Source organism: Mycobacterium sp. IDUB_37 (assembly GCF_055419245.1).
Genome location: NZ_JBVAXG010000004.1, coordinates 191,683 through 209,644 on the forward strand (window position 1 = coordinate 191,683; position 17,962 = coordinate 209,644).

Annotated in this window: 16 protein-coding genes; 9 read left to right on the forward strand and 7 right to left on the reverse strand. The window is 64.0% G+C overall.

Features of this window, described 5'->3' with window-relative positions; translation table 11 throughout:
- Positions 1-13 precede the first annotated feature (13 nt).
- A complete protein-coding gene (locus ACZY1I_RS15295; RefSeq protein WP_463755297.1) occupies positions 14-754 on the forward strand; it encodes a sensor domain-containing protein in 741 nt (246 codons plus the stop codon).
- A 57-nt stretch (positions 755-811) separates the two neighbouring features.
- On the opposite strand, the gene ACZY1I_RS15300 is transcribed toward ACZY1I_RS15295, so the two are convergent.
- Positions 812-2,881: a glycoside hydrolase family 15 protein gene (locus ACZY1I_RS15300; RefSeq protein ID WP_463755298.1), complete on the reverse strand. Its 2,070-nt coding sequence runs from the start codon at positions 2,879-2,881 to the stop codon at positions 812-814.
- A gap of 140 nt (positions 2,882-3,021) precedes the next feature.
- Between ACZY1I_RS15300 and ACZY1I_RS15305 the strand changes: the two genes are divergently transcribed.
- From ACZY1I_RS15305 to ACZY1I_RS15325, 5 genes are all read left to right on the forward strand, one after another.
- Positions 3,022-3,225: a hypothetical protein gene (locus ACZY1I_RS15305; RefSeq protein ID WP_463755299.1), complete on the forward strand. Its 204-nt coding sequence runs from the start codon at positions 3,022-3,024 to the stop codon at positions 3,223-3,225.
- A gap of 432 nt (positions 3,226-3,657) precedes the next feature.
- The gene (locus ACZY1I_RS15310; protein ID WP_463755300.1) at positions 3,658-4,737 is read left to right on the forward strand and encodes a sulfate ABC transporter substrate-binding protein; all 1,080 of its coding nucleotides are present in this window, start codon (positions 3,658-3,660) and stop codon (positions 4,735-4,737) included.
- Positions 4,734-5,618: a sulfate ABC transporter permease subunit CysT gene (gene cysT / locus ACZY1I_RS15315; protein WP_463755301.1), complete on the forward strand. Its 885-nt coding sequence runs from the start codon at positions 4,734-4,736 to the stop codon at positions 5,616-5,618. The genes ACZY1I_RS15310 and cysT overlap by 4 nt, the downstream gene beginning before the upstream one ends.
- Positions 5,615-6,436, forward strand: coding sequence for a sulfate ABC transporter permease subunit CysW (gene cysW / locus ACZY1I_RS15320; RefSeq protein ID WP_463755302.1), 822 nt, complete (start codon positions 5,615-5,617; stop codon positions 6,434-6,436). The genes cysT and cysW overlap by 4 nt, the downstream gene beginning before the upstream one ends.
- Before the next feature lie 21 nt (positions 6,437-6,457).
- Positions 6,458-7,513 (forward strand): sulfate/molybdate ABC transporter ATP-binding protein, encoded by a 1,056-nt coding sequence (locus tag ACZY1I_RS15325; protein ID WP_463755303.1) that lies wholly within the window; start codon positions 6,458-6,460, stop codon positions 7,511-7,513.
- Between the two features lie 226 nt (positions 7,514-7,739).
- On the opposite strand, the gene ACZY1I_RS15330 is transcribed toward ACZY1I_RS15325, so the two are convergent.
- From ACZY1I_RS15330 to ACZY1I_RS15345, 4 genes are all read right to left on the reverse strand, one after another.
- Positions 7,740-8,471, reverse strand: a complete 732-nt coding sequence (locus tag ACZY1I_RS15330) for a sirohydrochlorin chelatase (RefSeq protein WP_463755304.1) — start codon at positions 8,469-8,471, stop codon at positions 7,740-7,742.
- Entirely contained in the window at positions 8,450-9,190 is a 741-nt protein-coding gene (locus tag ACZY1I_RS15335) for a phosphoadenylyl-sulfate reductase (protein WP_463755305.1), read from the reverse strand. Before ACZY1I_RS15335 ends, ACZY1I_RS15330 begins: the two co-directional genes overlap by 22 nt.
- On the reverse strand, positions 9,187-10,857 hold the full coding sequence (locus ACZY1I_RS15340) for a nitrite/sulfite reductase (RefSeq protein WP_463755306.1): 1,671 nt from the start codon (positions 10,855-10,857) through the stop codon (positions 9,187-9,189). Before ACZY1I_RS15340 ends, ACZY1I_RS15335 begins: the two co-directional genes overlap by 4 nt.
- Positions 10,858-10,967: 110 nt before the next feature.
- Complete coding sequence (locus ACZY1I_RS15345; RefSeq protein ID WP_463755307.1) at positions 10,968-11,060, reverse strand: Ms4527A family Cys-rich leader peptide; 93 nt, start codon at positions 11,058-11,060, stop codon at positions 10,968-10,970.
- A gap of 158 nt (positions 11,061-11,218) precedes the next feature.
- Here ACZY1I_RS15345 and hemW point away from each other — a divergent pair, with 158 nt between their 5' ends.
- Positions 11,219-12,391, forward strand: a complete 1,173-nt coding sequence (gene hemW / locus ACZY1I_RS15350) for a radical SAM family heme chaperone HemW (RefSeq protein WP_463755308.1) — start codon at positions 11,219-11,221, stop codon at positions 12,389-12,391.
- A 31-nt stretch (positions 12,392-12,422) separates the two neighbouring features.
- Here hemW and ACZY1I_RS15355 read toward each other — a convergent pair whose 3' ends face one another.
- Positions 12,423-13,652, reverse strand: coding sequence for a sodium-dependent bicarbonate transport family permease (locus ACZY1I_RS15355; protein WP_463755309.1), 1,230 nt, complete (start codon positions 13,650-13,652; stop codon positions 12,423-12,425).
- 814 nt (positions 13,653-14,466) lie between these two features.
- Between ACZY1I_RS15355 and ACZY1I_RS15360 the strand changes: the two genes are divergently transcribed.
- Positions 14,467-15,819: a salicylate synthase gene (locus tag ACZY1I_RS15360; protein WP_463755310.1), complete on the forward strand. Its 1,353-nt coding sequence runs from the start codon at positions 14,467-14,469 to the stop codon at positions 15,817-15,819.
- Positions 15,820-15,856: 37 nt separating this feature from the next.
- Entirely contained in the window at positions 15,857-16,525 is a 669-nt protein-coding gene (locus ACZY1I_RS15365; protein ID WP_463755311.1) for a response regulator transcription factor, read from the forward strand.
- Here the strand turns inward: ACZY1I_RS15365 and ACZY1I_RS15370 are convergent.
- Positions 16,507-17,925 (reverse strand): sensor histidine kinase, encoded by a 1,419-nt coding sequence (locus tag ACZY1I_RS15370; protein ID WP_463755312.1) that lies wholly within the window; start codon positions 17,923-17,925, stop codon positions 16,507-16,509. The genes ACZY1I_RS15365 and ACZY1I_RS15370 overlap by 19 nt on opposite strands.
- Positions 17,926-17,962: the final 37 nt, after the last annotated feature.

A 17,962-nucleotide genomic window follows, 5' to 3' on the forward strand; every position in this document is an offset into this window, starting at 1 on the left:
ACAGCAACTAGCAATGGTTTGCCCGGGTCTGGCGCGCGCTGTCGCTGTGCTGGGCGTCGGGCTGTTGCTGAGTGGGTGCGTCGGCACCGTGGACGGTGCCGCCAGACCCGCATCGCCGAGCCTTGCCGCAACGACGACGTCTCTAGCGCTGGTCATGCCGAGCGATGAAGACATCCGCGCTGCGGTCGGCAACCAACTCGATCAGATTCCGCCGCCGCGGTTGGGCGGTATCGAACTGCTGCCGGACGGGATCCGTACCAACCGTGAGGCCGCACCGATCGATTGCCTCGGCGCCACCACGTCGCGGATGCACGTTGTGTACGAGCAGGAGCCAGTTCGCTCCGCAGCCGTGCAGGATTACTGGAACTACGGCCTCGATGTGGTGGCATCCAGCGCCGCGGTGGCGGCGATACGAGTGGCGTCGGCCGACGATGCGCAAAGTCTGTACAACTCATTCGTCCAGCAATGGCAGAGTTGCTCAGGCAAGACGGTCACCTTCTCCAACCTGGATTCCAGCAAGAACCTGTTGTATTCGCAGGTCACCGACGTCGGGGTGCATGGACCGATACTGGCGGCCACGGTAGTGCGCTGGGACAACCAGAACACTCCGCAGTTTCCGGTGGAACGAGCGGTAGGTGTGGAAGCCGATGTCGTCGCCGACGTCGAGGTCGCGATCCGGCCGCACGCGCAAACCGGCAGCAGGGCAATCGATCTCGTCAAGGCGATGCTGCGCAAAGTGGCGAGCACCAGCTGATTCGTCAATCGCTGAGCTCGGTGAAGACCGCAATCGCTACCGCGGCGCGGCGCGAACTCACACCGGCGCGTTGGCGGGCTGGAACGTCCCGGAACCGTCGGCTTCCTCCTCGGCCCTGATGACGTGGACCACCGCGTTGATCAGTGCCAGGTGGGTGAACGCCTGCGGGAAGTTGCCCAGGTGCCGCCCGGTCCGTGGCTCGATCTCCTCTGCGTAGAGGAGTAGTGGGCTGGCGTAGGCCAGCAGTCGCTCACACAGCCGCTTGGCCCGAGCCACCTCGCCGATCTCGACCAGACACGACACAAGCCAGAACGAGCAGATGGTGAAGGTGCCTTCCTCGCCGGACAGTCCGTCGTCGGTCTCTTCGACCCGGTACCGCAGCACCAGGCCTTCCTCGGTGAGTTCGTCGGCGATGGCCAGTACCGTCGCCCGCACCCGCGGGTCGCTGGGCGGCAGGAACCGGGTCAGCACAGCCAGCAGCAGCGAAGCGTCCAGCGCGTCGTCGCCGTAGCGCTGGGTGAACACGCCGCGTTTGTCCACGCCGTGCTCGAGGATGTCTGCCTTGATCTCCTCGGCGATCTTGCGCCACTGCTGGGCGTAGCTCGTCTCACCCTGCCGCTCGGCCAACTTGGCTCCGCGGTCCAGGGCCACCCAGCACATCACCTTCGACGAGGTGAAGTGCTGCGGCTCGCCACGCACCTCCCAGATTCCCCGGTCGGGGTCGCGCCAGTGCTTGACCGCCTCTTCCACCTGCTTCTTCAGCACCGGCCACAAGGTCTCGGGCACTTGTTCCCGGGACTTGGCGTGGAGATAGAAGGAGTCCAGGACCGAGCCCCAGATGTCGTGTTGAACCTGGTCGTAGGCCCCGTTGCCGATTCGCACCGGCCGCGCGTGGTCGTAGCCGGACAGATGGTTGAGCTCCTCTTCGACCAGGCTGCGCTCGCCGCCCACCCCGTACATCACCTGCAGGGGATGGCGTTCGTTGTTATTCGCGCCGGACACATCGGCGATGAACGCGAAGAAGTCGTCGGCTTCGCGATCCAGCCCGATGGTGTAGAGGCCCCACAACGCGAAGGTCGAGTCGCGGATCCAGGAGTAGCGGTAGTCCCAGTTGCGTTCACCCTGCGGCGTCTCCGGCAGCGACGTGGTGCTGGCCGCCAGCAGTGCGCCGGTGGGCGAATAGGTCAAGCCCTTCAGCGTGAGTGCGCTGCGCTGCAGGTGCGCCCGCCACGGGTGGTCCGGGAAATTGCCGATATTGATCCACTGCCGCCAACATTCGGTGGTCTGCCACATCTTGTCGGCGGCTTCTTCGTAGGTCTGCGGCGCCGGGTGCTTGGTCCAGCTCAGCGCGACGAATACGTCGTCGCCCTCTTTCATCCGGGTGCGGGCGCGCGCTTCGCGGCCCTCCAAGCCGATGTTGAGGTTGGTGGTCAGCCGCAGCGTGGGGTGCGCGTCCGGGTTCTTGTTGGCACGAGCGATCGCCTCGCCATATGCGTTGGCGGAGTATTCCCAGGTCGCGCCGGTGCGGTGGTAGTCGAAGGCAGGCTCGACGCTCATCATCAGCTCGACGGTGCCGCTGACACAGCGGACTGTCCGAAGCAAAATATGTTCAGCGTCCCAGTCCATCGGGGTACGACGGTGTGTCCGCGATCGGCGCTCGATGTCGTGCCACTTGCCCATCACCAGCGCATCGCGCACGATCAGCCATCCGGTGTGGGTCTGCCAAGTGGTCTCCATGATCAGACTGCCGGGCAGGTACCGCCGCGCCGAGGGCACCGACACGCCATAGGGGCCCAGCCGGAAGTGGCCGGCGCTGCGGTCCAGGATCGCGCCGAACACGCTCGGGGAGTCCGGACGCGGGACGCACAGCCACTCCACCGAACCGGCCGGCGAGATCAGGCACGTCGTCTCCCAGTCGGAGAGGAAGGCGTAATCGGCGATCGGCGGAAACGGATTTCGCGACGGCGAACTGGACACGTAGGGCGTCGCCGCCTCGAGTTCGACGGGTATCGCCACGGCGCCCTCGCGCGATTGAATCTCCTTGGTCTTGGGGACCTCGAGAGCCTCATCGTTCAGCGGGGTTAGTTGGTCGTTAGCTGAATCTGCGGAGTCGGCGTGCAGGACCATCCCGACATCATTGACTGTCGACCCGTTCTGCGTCTACCACCGAAACCGACGTGTTATGCCCAATCTGTTAACGCCCGCTTTACCTGCTGACGGCCCCGCGAATCCGGGCGCATTGGGTTCAGATGCCGGCGGCTAATAGGGTGGGCGAGGTGAACGGGTTCCTGAGTTGGTGGGACGGCGTGGAGCTATGGCTCTCCGGGCTGCCCTTCGTACTTCAGGCGCTGGCGGTGATTCCCATCGTGCTGGCTCTTGCCTACTTGGTGGCGACGTTGCTGGACAGGGGGCTCGGCCAGGGAATCGAGTTACTTCGCCGGGCTCGTCACTCCGACGAGGCGTCCGGCTAGCCGTAAATGCCACGTTCACACGTCACGCTGATCCTGGTCGCACTGGTTGCGCTGGTGATCGTTGCGTGGCTCGTGGCGCACTAGTTGCGATCGCAAGCGCGGCGACAGCCGGGCGCAGCGGGTCGCGACCATTCGGACTGACGGCGCTGGTGGCGGACTGATTTGCCCGCCAAATTGCTAGCTGTGAGAACTCTGTTAGGCTTCGCCACATGCACGCCGCAGCCGGATATTTCGAGCGCCTTGTTCTGGCGTTCGGCTGCGCTGAGTCCGCCGTGGTGGTTTGCGCCGCGGCCGACGTGCGCTGTTGTCGCTGACTCCTAACCCCATGCGCGGTCTGGTATGTGGAGTTCGTGAATTCTCTCGAACCTGAAGTTATCGCCCTTCCGCAGCTACGGGATTACTGCCCATAACTCCCGCACTGGAAGGCCATCAATGTCGCAGATGTACTCCTACATCAGGAGTGCGCCGCGCTGGCGATATCGTCTCGCGCTCGCACGCCGCATCGGGACTGTCGGCATCGGGCTTTTCAGCATTGTCGGCTTGACCGCCGCGTGCGCTGGCGGTCCCAGCGACGTGGTCGGCGGCGGCGGACTGGGCAACGCGAAATCGAGTATCACGTTGGTGGCGTATTCGGTCGCCGAACCCGGCTGGAGCAAGGTGATCCCCGCCTTCAACGCCTCCGAAGAAGGCAAGAGCGTTCAGGTCATCACCTCCTATGGCGCATCGGGCGACCAGTCGCGCGGTGTGGGCGAAGGCAAGCCGGCCGATGTGGTGAATTTCTCCGTCGAGCCGGACATTACTCGGTTGATCAAGAGCGGCAAGGTTTCCAAAGACTGGAATACCGATGCCACCAAGGGCATTCCGTTCGGTTCGCTGGTGACATTCGTTGTGCGCAAAGGGAATCCGAAGAACATCCACGACTGGGACGACCTGCTGCGATCCGGCGTGGAGGTGATTACCCCCAGCCCGCTGAGTTCAGGCTCGGCTAAGTGGAATCTGCTGGCTCCCTACGCAGTCAAGAGCGAAGGCGGCCGGAACGGCCAGGCGGGGATCGAGTATGTCAACCGATTGGTAAGGGAACACGTGAAATTGCGTCCAGGATCGGGGCGGGAAGCAACGGATGTCTTTGTCCAGGGCAGTGGCGATGTTCTGATCAGTTACGAGAACGAGGCGATCGCCGCCGAGCGGGCCGGCAAGCCGGTCGAGCATGTGACTCCGCCGCAGACGTTCAAGATCGAGAATCCGTTAGCGGTGATCACCACCAGCACGCACCTGCCTTCGGCGGTCGCGTTCAAGAACTTTCAGTACACCGCCCAGGGCCAGCGACTGTGGGCGCAGGCCGGCTACCGACCGGTCGATCCGTCCGTCGCGGCGGCGTTCCGGGATCAGTTTCCGGTGCCCTCGAAACTGTGGACCATTGCCGATCTAGGCGGCTGGGCCACGATTGATCCGCAACTGTTCGACAAGAACTCGGGCAGCATCACCAAGATCTACACGCAGGCGACCGGATGACCGTGACTGTAACCCCAGACCCCGAAGCGATCCGGCCGGAACTCGACGAAACCGACGGCGCGGCTTCCGATACCGCCCGTCCCGCCGGTCGGAGACGCACCACATCGCTGCGTCTCGGTGTAGCGACGTTGTGGCTCTCGGTGATCGTGCTCCTGCCGCTCGCCGCGATCGCCTGGCAGGCGGTCGGTGGCGGGTGGTCTTCCTTCTGGTTGGCCGTGACCTCCCACGCGGCGGTGGAATCGCTGCGCGTGACGCTCACCATCTCGGTCGGAGTGACACTGCTGAACACTGTGTTCGGCCTGCTCATTGCGTGGGTGCTGGTGCGCGACAACTTCTTCGGCAAGCGTCTCGTCGACGCGGTCATCGACCTGCCGTTCGCGTTGCCGACGATTGTCGCCAGCTTGGTGATGCTGGCGCTCTACGGCAACCACAGCCCGGTAGGTCTGCATTTGCAGCACACCGAATGGGGTGTCGGCGTGGCACTGGCTTTCGTCACACTGCCGTTCGTGGTGCGCGCCGTGCAACCGGTGCTACTCGAGATCGATCGGGAGACCGAAGAAGCGGCAGCATCATTGGGGGCCAGTGGGCCAAAGATATTCACTTCCGTTGTGCTGCCTGCGTTGCTGCCGTCCTTATTGTCCGGTGCCGGCTTGGCATTCTCGCGGGCTATCGGTGAATTCGGTTCGGTGGTGTTGATCGGTGGTGCGGTGCCCGGCAAGACCGAAGTGTCCTCGCAATGGATACGGACGTTGATCGAGAATGACGACCGTACCGGCGCGGCAGCGATATCCATTGTGCTGCTCTCGATCTCGTTCTTCTTGTTACTGATACTGCGTGTCATCGGCGGACGCGCGGCCAAGCGTCAGGAGTTGTCCCAGTGACTACGACGACTTCATCGCGGACGGTTCGCTACCTGCTTCGATACAGCGCGCTGGCGTATGTCGCTGTCCTGCTGATCATTCCGGTGATCCTGATTCTCTGGCGCACGTTCGAGCCCGGGTTGGGACAGTTCTGGGACTGGATCAGCACTCCCGCGGCGGTGTCCGCGCTGAACCTGTCGCTTCTGGTGGTGGCGATAGTGGTGCCGTTGAACGTGGTGTTCGGCATTCCGACGGCATTAGTGCTCGCCCGCAACCGGTTTCGCGGTAAGGGCGTCCTGCAGGCGGTGATCGATCTGCCGTTTGCGGTTTCGCCGGTGATCGTGGGCGTTTCGTTGATCTTGCTCTGGGGGGCCAGTGGCGCGCTGGGATTCGTCGAGCGCGACCTTGGGTTGAAGATCATCTTCGGCCTGCCGGGCATCGTGCTGGCCAGCATCTTCGTCACGCTGCCTTTCGTGGTGCGCGAAGTTGAACCGGTGCTGCACGAGATCGGGACCGACCAGGAGCAGGCCGCCGCCACCCTGGGTTCTGGCTGGTGGCAGACGTTTTGGCGGATCACCCTGCCGTCCATCCGCTGGGGCCTGACCTACGGCATCGTGCTGACGATTGCGCGCACACTCGGTGAGTACGGCGCAGTCATCATGGTGTCGTCGAACTTGCCGGGGGAGTCGCAGACACTGACTCTGCTGGTGTCGGACCGCTACAACCGTGGCGCAGAGTACGGCGCCTACGCGCTGTCGACATTGCTGATGGCGGTTGCCGTGATTGTGCTGATCGTTCAGGTGGTACTAGATGCCCGTCGGGCACGAGCAAGTAGATAGTACGGAGCAAGGAGACCCAAGATGACCGACGCCGGGACCAAGCAGGCCGACCACGCAATCGTCGTGAAGGACGCCTACAAGCATTACGGTGACTTTGTCGCCCTCGACCACGTGGACTTCGTGGTGCCCAACGGTTCGCTGACAGCACTGCTGGGCCCCAGTGGCTCGGGCAAGTCGACGCTGTTGCGCACCATCGCCGGCCTCGACCAACCCGACTCGGGGACGGTCATCATCAACGGCAAGGACGTCACCGGGGTGCCACCGCAGCGGCGCGGGATCGGGTTCGTCTTCCAGCACTATGCGGCTTTCAAGCATCTGACCGTGCGCAACAACGTGGCCTACGGGTTGAAGATCCGCAAGCGGCCCAAGGCGGAGATCGCCGAGAAGGTCGACCATCTGCTGGAGGTGGTGGGTCTGAACGGCTTTCAGAACCGCTATCCCAACCAGCTTTCCGGTGGTCAGCGTCAACGTATGGCGCTCGCTCGGGCACTCGCGGTCGACCCGGAAGTATTGCTGCTCGACGAGCCGTTCGGTGCTCTGGACGCCAAGGTGCGTGAGGACCTGCGCTCCTGGTTGCGCCGCCTGCACGACGAGGTCCATGTCACCACGGTGTTGGTGACCCACGACCAGGCCGAGGCGCTCGACGTGGCGGACCGGATCGCTGTGCTCAACAAGGGTCGCATCGAACAGGTCGGTTCCCCCACGGATGTGTACGACGCTCCTGAGAACGCATTCGTGATGTCCTTCCTGGGCGCGGTTTCCGCGCTCAACGGTGCCCTCGTCCGCCCGCACGACATCCGGGTTGGTCGCAACCCCGAAATGGCGATCGCCGGCGGTGACGGTTCGGCGGCCTCGATCGGCGTGGTGCGTGCGACGGTCGACCGGGTGGTGACGCTCGGCTTCGAGGTCCGAGTGGAATTGACCAGTTCGGCTAACGGGGCACCGTTCACGGCCCAGATCACCCGCGGCGACGCGGAAGCACTGGCGCTAAAGGATGGCGACACGGTGTACGTGCGAGCCACCCGGGTACCGCCGATTGCCAACGCCGTCGAGGACGAGGCGCTCACCTCGGCTTAAGCGAGGCTGCGCTTCGCCGCGACGCGCACGCGGGGGCCGATGGCGGCGACCCGCTGCGCCCGGCTTACGCCGCGCTTGCGATCGCCGGAGCCGATGGCGGCGACCCGCTGCGCCCGGCTTACGCCGCGCTTGCGATCGCCGGGGCCGATGGCGGCGACCCGCTGCGCCCGGCTTACGCCGCGCTTGCGATCGCGGGGGCCGATGGCGGCGACCCGCTGCGCCCGGCTTACGCCGCGCTTGCGATCGCCGCGGCGTGATCGAAGCGGTCCAGCACCGTCTCAGCAACGAGTCGGTGCGAACCCAGCGGGGCCGCCATTTCGATGCCCGCGCTCCGCGCGAATCGTTCGACCCGGTCAGGTATGCGGCCAGGTGCCAGAAACCATGGCGCGATGACGACCCGGCGTGCGCCCTTGCGGCGTAACCGGTCGACGGCTTCGTCCATCGGCAACTCCGGACGTGTCGCGAAAGCCGTTGCTACAGCAGCCCATCGGGTGCCGGCGGCGAGTTTGGGCGCCACTTCGGCGGTGCGCGCGTTCGCCGCCGGGTTCGACGAGCCGATCGCGACGACGAGGACGCCGAGGCGGTCGTCGAGCCGGGAAGTTCCCGACTCCGCAACCCGCTGACGCAGCACCGACACCAGTCGGTCGTCCTCGCCGAGTACCTCTGCTTGCAGCACGCGGTCAGCGGCACCGCAGCCGGCGATCTGATGGGGAATGTCGATACGCGCGTGGTAGGCGTCAGCCAACAGCAGGGGAGTCACGATTGTCTCGCCGGCGCAGCTGTTCAACACATCGACCAGGCTCGGGGAGTTGTGCTCGCAGAACGCAACTCGCACGTCGAGCCGGGGGCGCAGGCGCGCGATATGGCGCGCGACGGCCCGGGTGTTGTCCGCCGACCGGGTATCCGCACTGCCGTGCGCGGTCAGCACGAGAGAGCTCACGACGCGTGCAGGCCGCATTCGGTCTTGGCCCGGCCCTGCCAGCGCCCGCTGCGCGGGTCGGCACCCTCTTCCGGCTTAGCGGTGCACGGGAAGCAGCCGATCGACGGATAGCCTTCGTGGACAAGAGGATTGACCAGCACGTCGTGCTTGTCGATGTAGTTCTGCATGTCTTCGTCCGACCAGGCGGCCAACGGATTGATCTTCACCAGTTTGAAGGCCTCGTCGAAGCTCACCAGTGCGGCGTTGGCGCGGGTCGGCGCCTCGACTCTGCGAATACCGGTCACCCAGGCTGAATAGCCGCGCAGCGACTTGCCCAGCGGCACGACCTTGCGCAGCCGGCAGCACTCGCCGGGATCGCGGGCGAACAGATCCTTGCCCTGCAACTCGTCCTGCTCGGCGACGGTGTGCTCGGCAGTGACGTTGAGAACCCGGATGTCATAGACGGATTCGACCGCGTCGCGGGTGCCGATGGTCTCCACGAAGTGGTAACCGGTGTCCAGAAAGAGCACCGGGACTCCTGGGCGCACCCGGGCGGCAAGGTCCACCAGAACGGCGTCCTGCATGTTGGAGGCCACGACGTAGTTGCATGTCGCCCAGCCCCGCGGCCCGTTGATGTTGCCGAAGTTGTCCTCGGTCCACTGCAACAATTCGGTCGCGTTGGCGCCCTCGAGTTCGGCCGCGCCGCGCGCCGCCAACTCTCGCAGTTCGTCTTCGGTCAGCTTGGTCGCCTGGCTCATCGCAAGTCGTCCTCCTCTGCTCGAACGGCCCACTGCGCGAAGCGTTCCCCATCGGTGCGGTGCTTGAGGAAGTTGCGGGTCACCCGGTCGATGTAATCGCCCATCTCGTCACTGGTGACCTTGTGCTGACGCAGTTTCCGCCCGAACCCACTGTCCAAACCGAGGCCGCCTCCTAGGTGAACCTGAAAACCCTCGACCGAATTCCCATCGCCGTCGTCGACCATCTGGCCCTTGAACCCGATGTCGGCGATCTGGATTCGGGCACACGAGTTGGGGCAACCGTTGATGTTGATGGTGATGGGTACGTTCAGCTGGGAGTTGATGTCCTCGAGGCGGCTCTCCAGCTCGGGCGTCAGAGACTGCGCACGAACCCGGGTTTCGGCGAAGGACAACTTGCAGTACTCAATACCGGTGCAGGCCATCAGGTTTCGGCGCCAGTGGGATGGGCGGGTTTGCAGACCGAGCGCGTCTAGCCCGGCAATCAGCTCCTCGAGCTTGTCGTCGGGAATATCGAGGATGACCAGTTTCTGGTAGGGCGTGAACCGGATTCGGTCCGAACCGGCCTGCTCAGCCAGGTCGGCAACCGCCTTGAGGATGGTGCCTGACACCCGCCCCGCGATGGCCGACGCACCGACGGCGTTGAGGCCGTTCTTGAGTCGCTGCACGCCGACGTGGTCAATCGCATGCGGGACCTGCTCGGGCGCCGGGCCGTCGATCAGCGGACGCTTGAGGTACTCGGTTTCGAGGACATTCCTGAACTTCTCAACGCCCCAGTCCTTGACCAGGAACTTCAGCCGTGCCTTGGCCCGCAGTCGCCGATAGCCGTAATCGCGGAAGACCGATGTCACGGCTTCCCAGACCTCGGGTACCTCGTTCAGTGGGACCCAGACGCCGAGTCGCTGGGCCAGCATCGGGTTCGTCGACAACCCGCCACCGACCCACAAGTCCAGGCCAGGACCGTGCTCGGGGTGGTTGACTCCGATGAAGGCGATGTCATTGACCTCGTGCACGACGTCTTGCAGCCCTGAGATCGCGGTCTTGTACTTTCGCGGCAGGTCGGCGTACTCAGGCTTACCGATGTAGAGGCGGACGATCTCATCGATGGCCCAGGTCGGGTCGAGCACCTCGTCGAGCGACTCACCGGCCAGCGGTGAACCCAGCACAACACGCGGGCAGTCACCGCACGCCTCGGTGGTCTTGAGTCCGACCTCGTCGAGTCGCCGCCAGATTTCCGGAACATCCTCAACCCTGATCCAGTGGTACTGGATGTTCTGCCGGTCGGAAATGTCGGCGGTGTCGCGGGCGAACTCGATCGAAATCTGGCCCAGCGTGCGCAACGCGTTCGTCGAGAGGGCACCGCCGTCGCAACGCACCCGCATCATGAAGTACTTGGCCTCGAGCATGTCCATGTTGTCGTCGCCGGTGAACGAGCCGTCGTAACCCTGCTCGCGCTGGGTGTAGAGGCCCCACCAGCGGAAACGCCCACGCAGGTCGCCAATGTCGATGCTGTCGAAACCCTCTTTGGAGTAGATGTTCTCGATGCGTTCCCGCACGTCGAGCGGCGCGCCGGCCTTCTTCATCTCCTCGTTGGGATTGAGCGCCTCGCGATTACCCAGCGCCCACTGGCCCTCATTACGGGGAGCCTTGGCGGGACGTGCTGTGGTCATCAGGGATCTCCTTCGCGAACAACCTGGGCTGAATCCGCGCAGCTCACCGTGAGGTCCGGCGGCGCAGATCCGGCAGCCAGTGACGTACTAGATGGGCTGGGTCTACGACATCAAGGCAGACAGCAACAGCTGCAAACGCGCTTGAGGTCGATATGCCGCCGCGCCACCAGCGCTACACGCAGGTTCGAATTGGCGACGGTCACGCTGACATTCTGCCATGAATAGACACATGCCGTGTCACCAGGTCAAATTTCTTCTCATGGTGATTAAAACTGCCACGGAAATCTGGGTGATCGGGTAAACAAAACCGGGAAAGAGCTGGGAAAACTGTCCGATCGGGTCAGCCGTGCCAAGATTTGGCATGGCTTTACGTGAGGCGCCGGTGGATCTACCGGCCGTGCAGGCGACCCCGGGACACCCGTTCGGCCTGTATATCCACGTCCCGTTCTGCATAACGCGGTGTGGTTATTGCGATTTCAACACCTACACCCCAGCGGAGTTGGGCGGCGTCAACCCCGACGCCTGGCTGGAGGCGTTGCGGATTGAGCTCGAGTTGGCCGCCGCCCGCCTGGGCGGGCCAACGGTGGACACCGTGTTCGTCGGTGGCGGCACACCGTCCCTGTTGGGCGGCGCGCGCCTGACTGCCCTGCTCGGCATGGTGCGCGACAACTTCGTGCTGGCGGCGGACGCCGAGATCACCACCGAGGCCAACCCGGAGTCGAGCTGGCCGGAGTTCTTCGAGGCGATCCTGGAGGCGGGTTACACGCGGGTGTCGCTGGGCATGCAGTCGGTGATCCCTCATGTGTTGCGGGTGCTGGAGCGGGTGCACACGCCGAACCAGGCGGCACTCGCGGCCCGGCAGGCCTTGGAACAGGGCTTCGAGCACGTCAGCCTGGACCTCATTTACGGAACCCCTGGCGAATCCGACGACGACCTGTTGCGTTCGGTGGACGCGGCGATCGAGACCGGCGTCGATCATGTTTCCGCGTACGCACTGGTTGTCGAGGACGGCACCGCGATGGCCAGGCGGGTCCGTAGTGGCGAGCTGGCGGCTCCCGACGCCGATGTGCAGGCCCGCCGCTACGAGTTGATCGACGAACGCCTTTCGGCGGCCGGGTTGGATTGGTACGAGGTGTCCAACTGGTCCCGTGCCGGTGGGGAATGCCGGCACAACCTCGGCTACTGGGGCGGCGGCGAGTGGTGGGGTGCGGGACCCGGCGCACACGGCTTCGTGAACGCGACGCGGTGGTGGAATGTCAAGCATCCCAACGCTTATGCGGAGAGGTTAGATGGCGCGGCGCTACCAGTAGCCGGCTACGAGCAGCTCGGAGCGGAAGCCCTGCACACCGAGGAGGTGATGCTGGCGATCCGGTTGCGTCAGGGGCTGGCGGTGGATCGTCTGGACTCCGGGGAGCGGGAGCGCGCCGACACGGCGCTGGCCGACGGATTGCTGGTGTCCGAAGGCGACCGGTTGGTGCTCACCAATCGCGGCCGGCTACTCGCCGATGCGGTGGTGCGAAACCTGTTGGCGTGATTGCCAGAATCGGTGGTGCGCTTCGGTGAAGTCAGACCCCGAACAAATGCTCGAAGACGCGAGAGATCTCGATGTAGAGCGGAATTCCGATGGTCACGTTGTAGGAGAACGTCAGCGCCAGTGAGGCGGCCAGGGGCAACGTCGGACTCGCTTCGGGAATCGCCAGTCGTTGTACCGCGGGTACGGCGATGTAGGACGCCGCGCCGCACAAGACCGCGAACAGCACATAGGTTCCCGGCTTGAAGTCGCTGTTGGTCAGTGCTGCGTAGCTGCACGCGGCGATAATCCCCATCGTCGCAAAGATATTCGGCACCACCAGGCCGAAGACGATGAAACCGATGCCGGCCTGCCGCAAGTCTTTGAGCTTGCGTGCCGCCGTCATGCCCATTTCAAGCAGGAACAGGCAGAGCACGCCCTGGAAGGCCATAACAAAGAACTTGTCGTCGTCTGCAACGACTTTCTGGCCTTGCAGACCACTGATGAGACCGATGACGATGCCGCCGATCAGCAGCACGAGGCCGGGGTTGAGGAAGACCTCCTGAAAAAGCTCGCGAGAAAAAATCGGCATCCGCTTGGCTGGCGCCCGGGGTGGCAATTGGTCAGGCTCCCAGTTCGGATGCTCCAGTTTCTCCACGCCCTCCTGGTCGATCACGAGTTCGTGTTCGAGGTCGAGGGTCTTTCCTGGCGCGGGCTTTGCGGCGGCGCCGGGGCCAATGGCTGCTTTGACCGGCGCGGTGTATCCAGCCTCGTCGGGCATGTATCCCGCCGCATCCAGACCTCTATGCCGCAGTCGGGCAACGAGATACAGCGCGACCAGGCAGCCCGGGATCTCCATGACGGCGAGCATGACCGGCATGTACGCGTTGAACGCGATGTTGGCCGCGGCCAGGACTGCCAAACAGGTAGCGAAGGTCCCGGCCGAATCCGACCCGTAATAGCCTGCGACCGTTGCCATATCGACTCGTCGCATGGATTTGATTCGGCTGAGCAGTAGGTAGGCCAAACCTCCGATGGCGAAATTCAGCACGAAGCCGAGCACCATGAAGCCGATTATGACGCCGATTCCACTGTCGATCTTGGCGAGTTCTTCGCCGCCGTGCCAGCCGATGGCCAGCAGCAGGTACATGGTGAGGCCCTGATAGATCACGTAGGGAAACTCGAAGCGCACCTTCAGGATTGGGATCAGAAAGCCGAAGTAGAAGAACAACAGCAGTGGCTTGAACAAGTTGTGCGTGAAGTTGTCCCAGAACTCAGCCAGCATTGAGTACCTCCCGAGCGTCCTGTGGCAATTCGAAGGAAGTACTGACCGTCAAGGCTTTTCAAGGCGACCACGAACATCCCACGCAACGCAGCGAACTTAGCGCGGGCGGTTAGCGCTCGCCACTCACAATCGACGCCAAACAGCGTGGTGCCGCGGAGTTTTCCTGGCGGTATGACCACCGAAACATATACGTAACGACCGATATCGACATCGGTGCTGGCAGAGGGCTTTTCGGCACTGCCGGTATGGATCGGATACCAGTTACCTGTCAGTTTGCTGGGAGATTACGTGTCGGGTCAGGGCGCGCCCGGCTGGACCATTGCGGCGATCCGCGGCGCCCCGACTGCGCTCGCGGTGCGTCGCCGATCGCCACGGGAGGCGGGTGGTGGGTCGGCGGTCCTTGCGTCTGGTGATGCGTGGTTGCGGTCGGCCAGTGGTCAGCGGACAACCCCCGATCGCGGCGGGGATGGTGTGCTGATGCCCGGGGGCGATCCAGGTGGCTAAGTCGTCACGCCAGGAGCGCGGCGGTAGGTCGGTGCCGCGGGAGGGGGGCGCGCAGGGAAACGGCCGGGAACAATTTGGCGCCCGGTGTCCGCCGATACGCCGTCGGTTGCGGGCGCGCCGGACCCCGATTTGTCGGGAAAAGGCCTGGTAGGTGTCCTGACGCCGATGCGGCCGCCGTCGGTCTGTGATCGCCGTCAGCGCAGCTGCGGGTTTAGTTCGTTGTGAGATTTACCTGGATTGCCTGAGTGGTGGCGCAGCGAACGGGCAGGGGGGCAGCGTTCGGAGAAAGGTTAGGCTACATTTACCTATTGTGATGGAGGCCAGCGTCGAGACGAGTTCTGCCAGCAGTGCGTCGCTGTCGATCCCGTTACCTGGAAGCATCGACCCCGCCGACCTGACGGCCCAACTGGCTGCCGAGCTCATCGAGCCCCTCGGTGAGGAATACCTGCTCTACGAGCTCGATGGGCAGTGGGTGCTGGCTGCGGGCGTGCTCGCGATGGTGGAGTTGGACAGCGACGAACTACGGGTCATCCGTGACGGCGTGACGCGCAGGGAACAGTGGTCCGGTCGCCCGGGGGCTGTGCTGGGCGAAGCCGTGGATCGTTTGTTGCTGGAAACTGACCAGGCATTCGGCTGGGTTGCGTTCGAGTTCGGCGTGTACCGCTACGGGCTGCAACAGCGGCTGGCGCCGCACACGCCGCTGGCCAGGGTTTTCTGGGCACGTACCCGCATCATCGTCTCGGACGGGGAGGTCCGTCTGTTCGGTGGCGGGGCCACCTACCGCGAGGCCGTGCAGCGGTTGCTCAGCGATGGCTTGCCTGACGTGCAACGTCCGAGGAGCGTCGATGAGTCCGTCGACCCGTCGGACTACCGCGCCCGCGTGGCGGTGGCAGTTCAGGAAATCGTCGAGGGCAACTACGACAAGGTGATCTTGTCCCGTTGTCTCGCAGTGCCTTTCGCGCTTGACTTCCCGTCGACCTATCGGATGGGACGGCGCAACAACACGCCGGTGCGGTCATTCCTGTTGCATCTCGGTGGTATTCGCGCACTTGGATTCAGCCCGGAACTCGTCACGGCCGTCCAACCGGACGGCACGGTGGTCACCGAGCCGCTGGCCGGCACCCGTGCGCTCGGGCGGGGTCCCGCGCATGACCGTCAGGCGCGCGAGGATCTGGAGTCGGACTCCAAAGAGATTGTCGAACATGCTATTTCGGTACGGACGTCGCTGCAGGAGATGAGCGAGATCGCTGAGCCCGGTACCGCTGTCGTCAGCGATTTCATGACGGTTCGCGAGCGCGGCAGTGTGCAGCACCTCGGTTCGACGATCACCGGGCGGCTTGATCCATCCAGCGACCGGATGGACGCCCTGGAGGCACTCTTCCCAGCGGTTACCGCGTCGGGAATTCCGAAAGCGGGCGGCGTCGAAGCGATCCTGCGTCTCGACGAAGGGCCGCGCGGGCTGTATTCCGGTGCGGTAGTGATGTTTTCCGCGGACGGCGGGCTCGACGCGGCGCTGACGCTTCGGGCGGCTTACGAGCGTGACGGACATACCTGGCTTCGCGCCGGTGCGGGCATCATCGAAGCCTCCAACCCGGAACGCGAATTCGAGGAGACCTGCGAGAAGCTCTCCACGCTGACGCCGTATCTGGTGGAACGGCGTTAATTTTCCACGTATCTGGTCGACGAAGTAGCGTATTGCCATGCGCGTTCTGCTCGTCGGGGACGAGCCGCGGTTGTCGGCGACTCTGTCTAGGGGACTGACCGCGGAAGGCTTCGTCGTTGTAGCTGTCGACAATGGTGTCGACGGCTTGCACGAGGCCATCGAAAACGACTTCGACGTCGTTGTTCTCGACATCATGCTCCCCGGTCACAGCGGATATGAGGTGCTGCGCCGAATGCGGGCGCAGAGCGTGTGGACACCGGTGCTGATGTTGACCGCCAAGGACGGCGAGTACGACCAGACCGATGCGTTCGATCTTGGAGCTGATGACTATCTGACGAAGCCGTTTTCGTTTCGGGTGCTTGTTGCGCGCCTTCGCGCGCTGGTGCGTCGCGGGGCACCGGAGCGACCGGTAGTTCTGACCGCAGGATCACTGTCACTGGATCCCGCTCGGCATACGGTCCAACGTGATTCGACCCCGATATCGCTCACTCCGCGTGAGTACGGGCTGCTGGAATTCTTGATGCGCAGCAGGGACACCGTGGTGACGAAAGCCGATATTCTGCGTAACGTGTGGGATGCGCACTACGAGGGTCCCGACAATGTTGTCGAGGTATACGTGGGATACCTTCGGCGCAAGATCGATGCTCCCTTTGGTACCAACACCATTGAGACGATCCGAGGTGTGGGTTACCGGTTGGTGTGCTGAGGCGTGTTTTGCGGCAGGGTCAGGATCATCGTGGTTCCGCCGCCCGGTCGGTCGTCGATGGTGACATTGCCGCCATGGGCCGCGACGACCTCTGCGACGATCGCCAATCCCAGGCCGGCTCCGCCGCTACTGCGGGCGCGATCCGCATCGAGGCGAACGAACCGTTCGAACACCCGTCCCCGATCGTCTGGGTTGATGCCGGGTCCGTCGTCGCTGACGGTGACGACGGCTGTGCCGCCGGCGTTTGCGACTTCGATGCTGATGCTCGAGTTGGCATGGCGGACAGCGTTATCCACAAGGTTGCGGATCAGCCGGGATATCGCCGATGGGTCACCGGTCAGCTGCGTTGGTGCGATGTCGGTGTGGATGGTGTATTCGCTTGCGCGCCGTGCACGGGCGGCTTCTACCTCGGCAAGATGATCGAGAGACACCTCGACCCTGCGCCGCAACAGGCTTTGCTCGTCGGCACGCGCAAGGAGCAGCAAATCGTCGATCAGTGTGCGCATGCGTTGCGCCTCGGGAAGCAGGGTGTTGAAGGCCAAGTCCGCATCGAGCAATTCGGGGTGAGCCTCGGCGACTTCCAGTCCAGAGATGATGGTGGCCAGCGGGCTGCGCAGTTCATGAGAAGCGTCGCCGACAAATTGTTGTTGTGCCCGGTGGCCGGCTTCGATGCGTGCCAGCATCTCGTTCATGGTGACCGCCAGGGCGGCGATCTCGTCCCTGCTGATTGGCACGGGCACCCGTTCGGCCAAGTCGGACGTGGAGATTTCAGCGACCCGGATTCGTATCGCATCCACGGATTTCAACGAGCGACTGACGAGCCGGTACGTCGCCGCCGCGGCCACGGCGACGATGATCGGGGCGCCGCCGACCAACAACAGCGCGACGGTCCGCGCAGTCGCTTCGACCGCTTCGCTGCCCCCTCCGACGATGACCGTGTACTCATCGGCGGCAGTCTTGACTCGTTGACCGCTGACCCGCATATCGTCATCGGCCACCGCGTCGTCGGACATGCCGCGCCGCAAATTGAGGTCAAACTCGGTGATGGGCACCAGTGGCGTTTTGGGTGCCGCCCCAAATCGCTCGACCACCTTGCTATTTCGGTCGATCACCTGGATCGCCACCACGTGCTGGTCGGTGGCGAATAAGGCGTCGTCGACGTCGTTGAGTGAATTCGATTGCAGGGCAGTGACAATGTGGCTGACTCGGCCGGCGGTGGCGTCATCGACACCCGCCAACAACGTCCGGTAGAGGATGACGTCCAATGCGGCGCCTGCCGCAGCGAAGGCAAAGAAAACGACGACCGCCGATGCTGCGGCTGAGCGAGCCGAGATGCCCAAATTGCTGGGCCACACCGCGCGCATCAGCCACTTTCGCCCAAATGGCCCAACGGCAGACATCCGCACAGTCTGATTCTGCCGGGCTGAAGATTCGCTG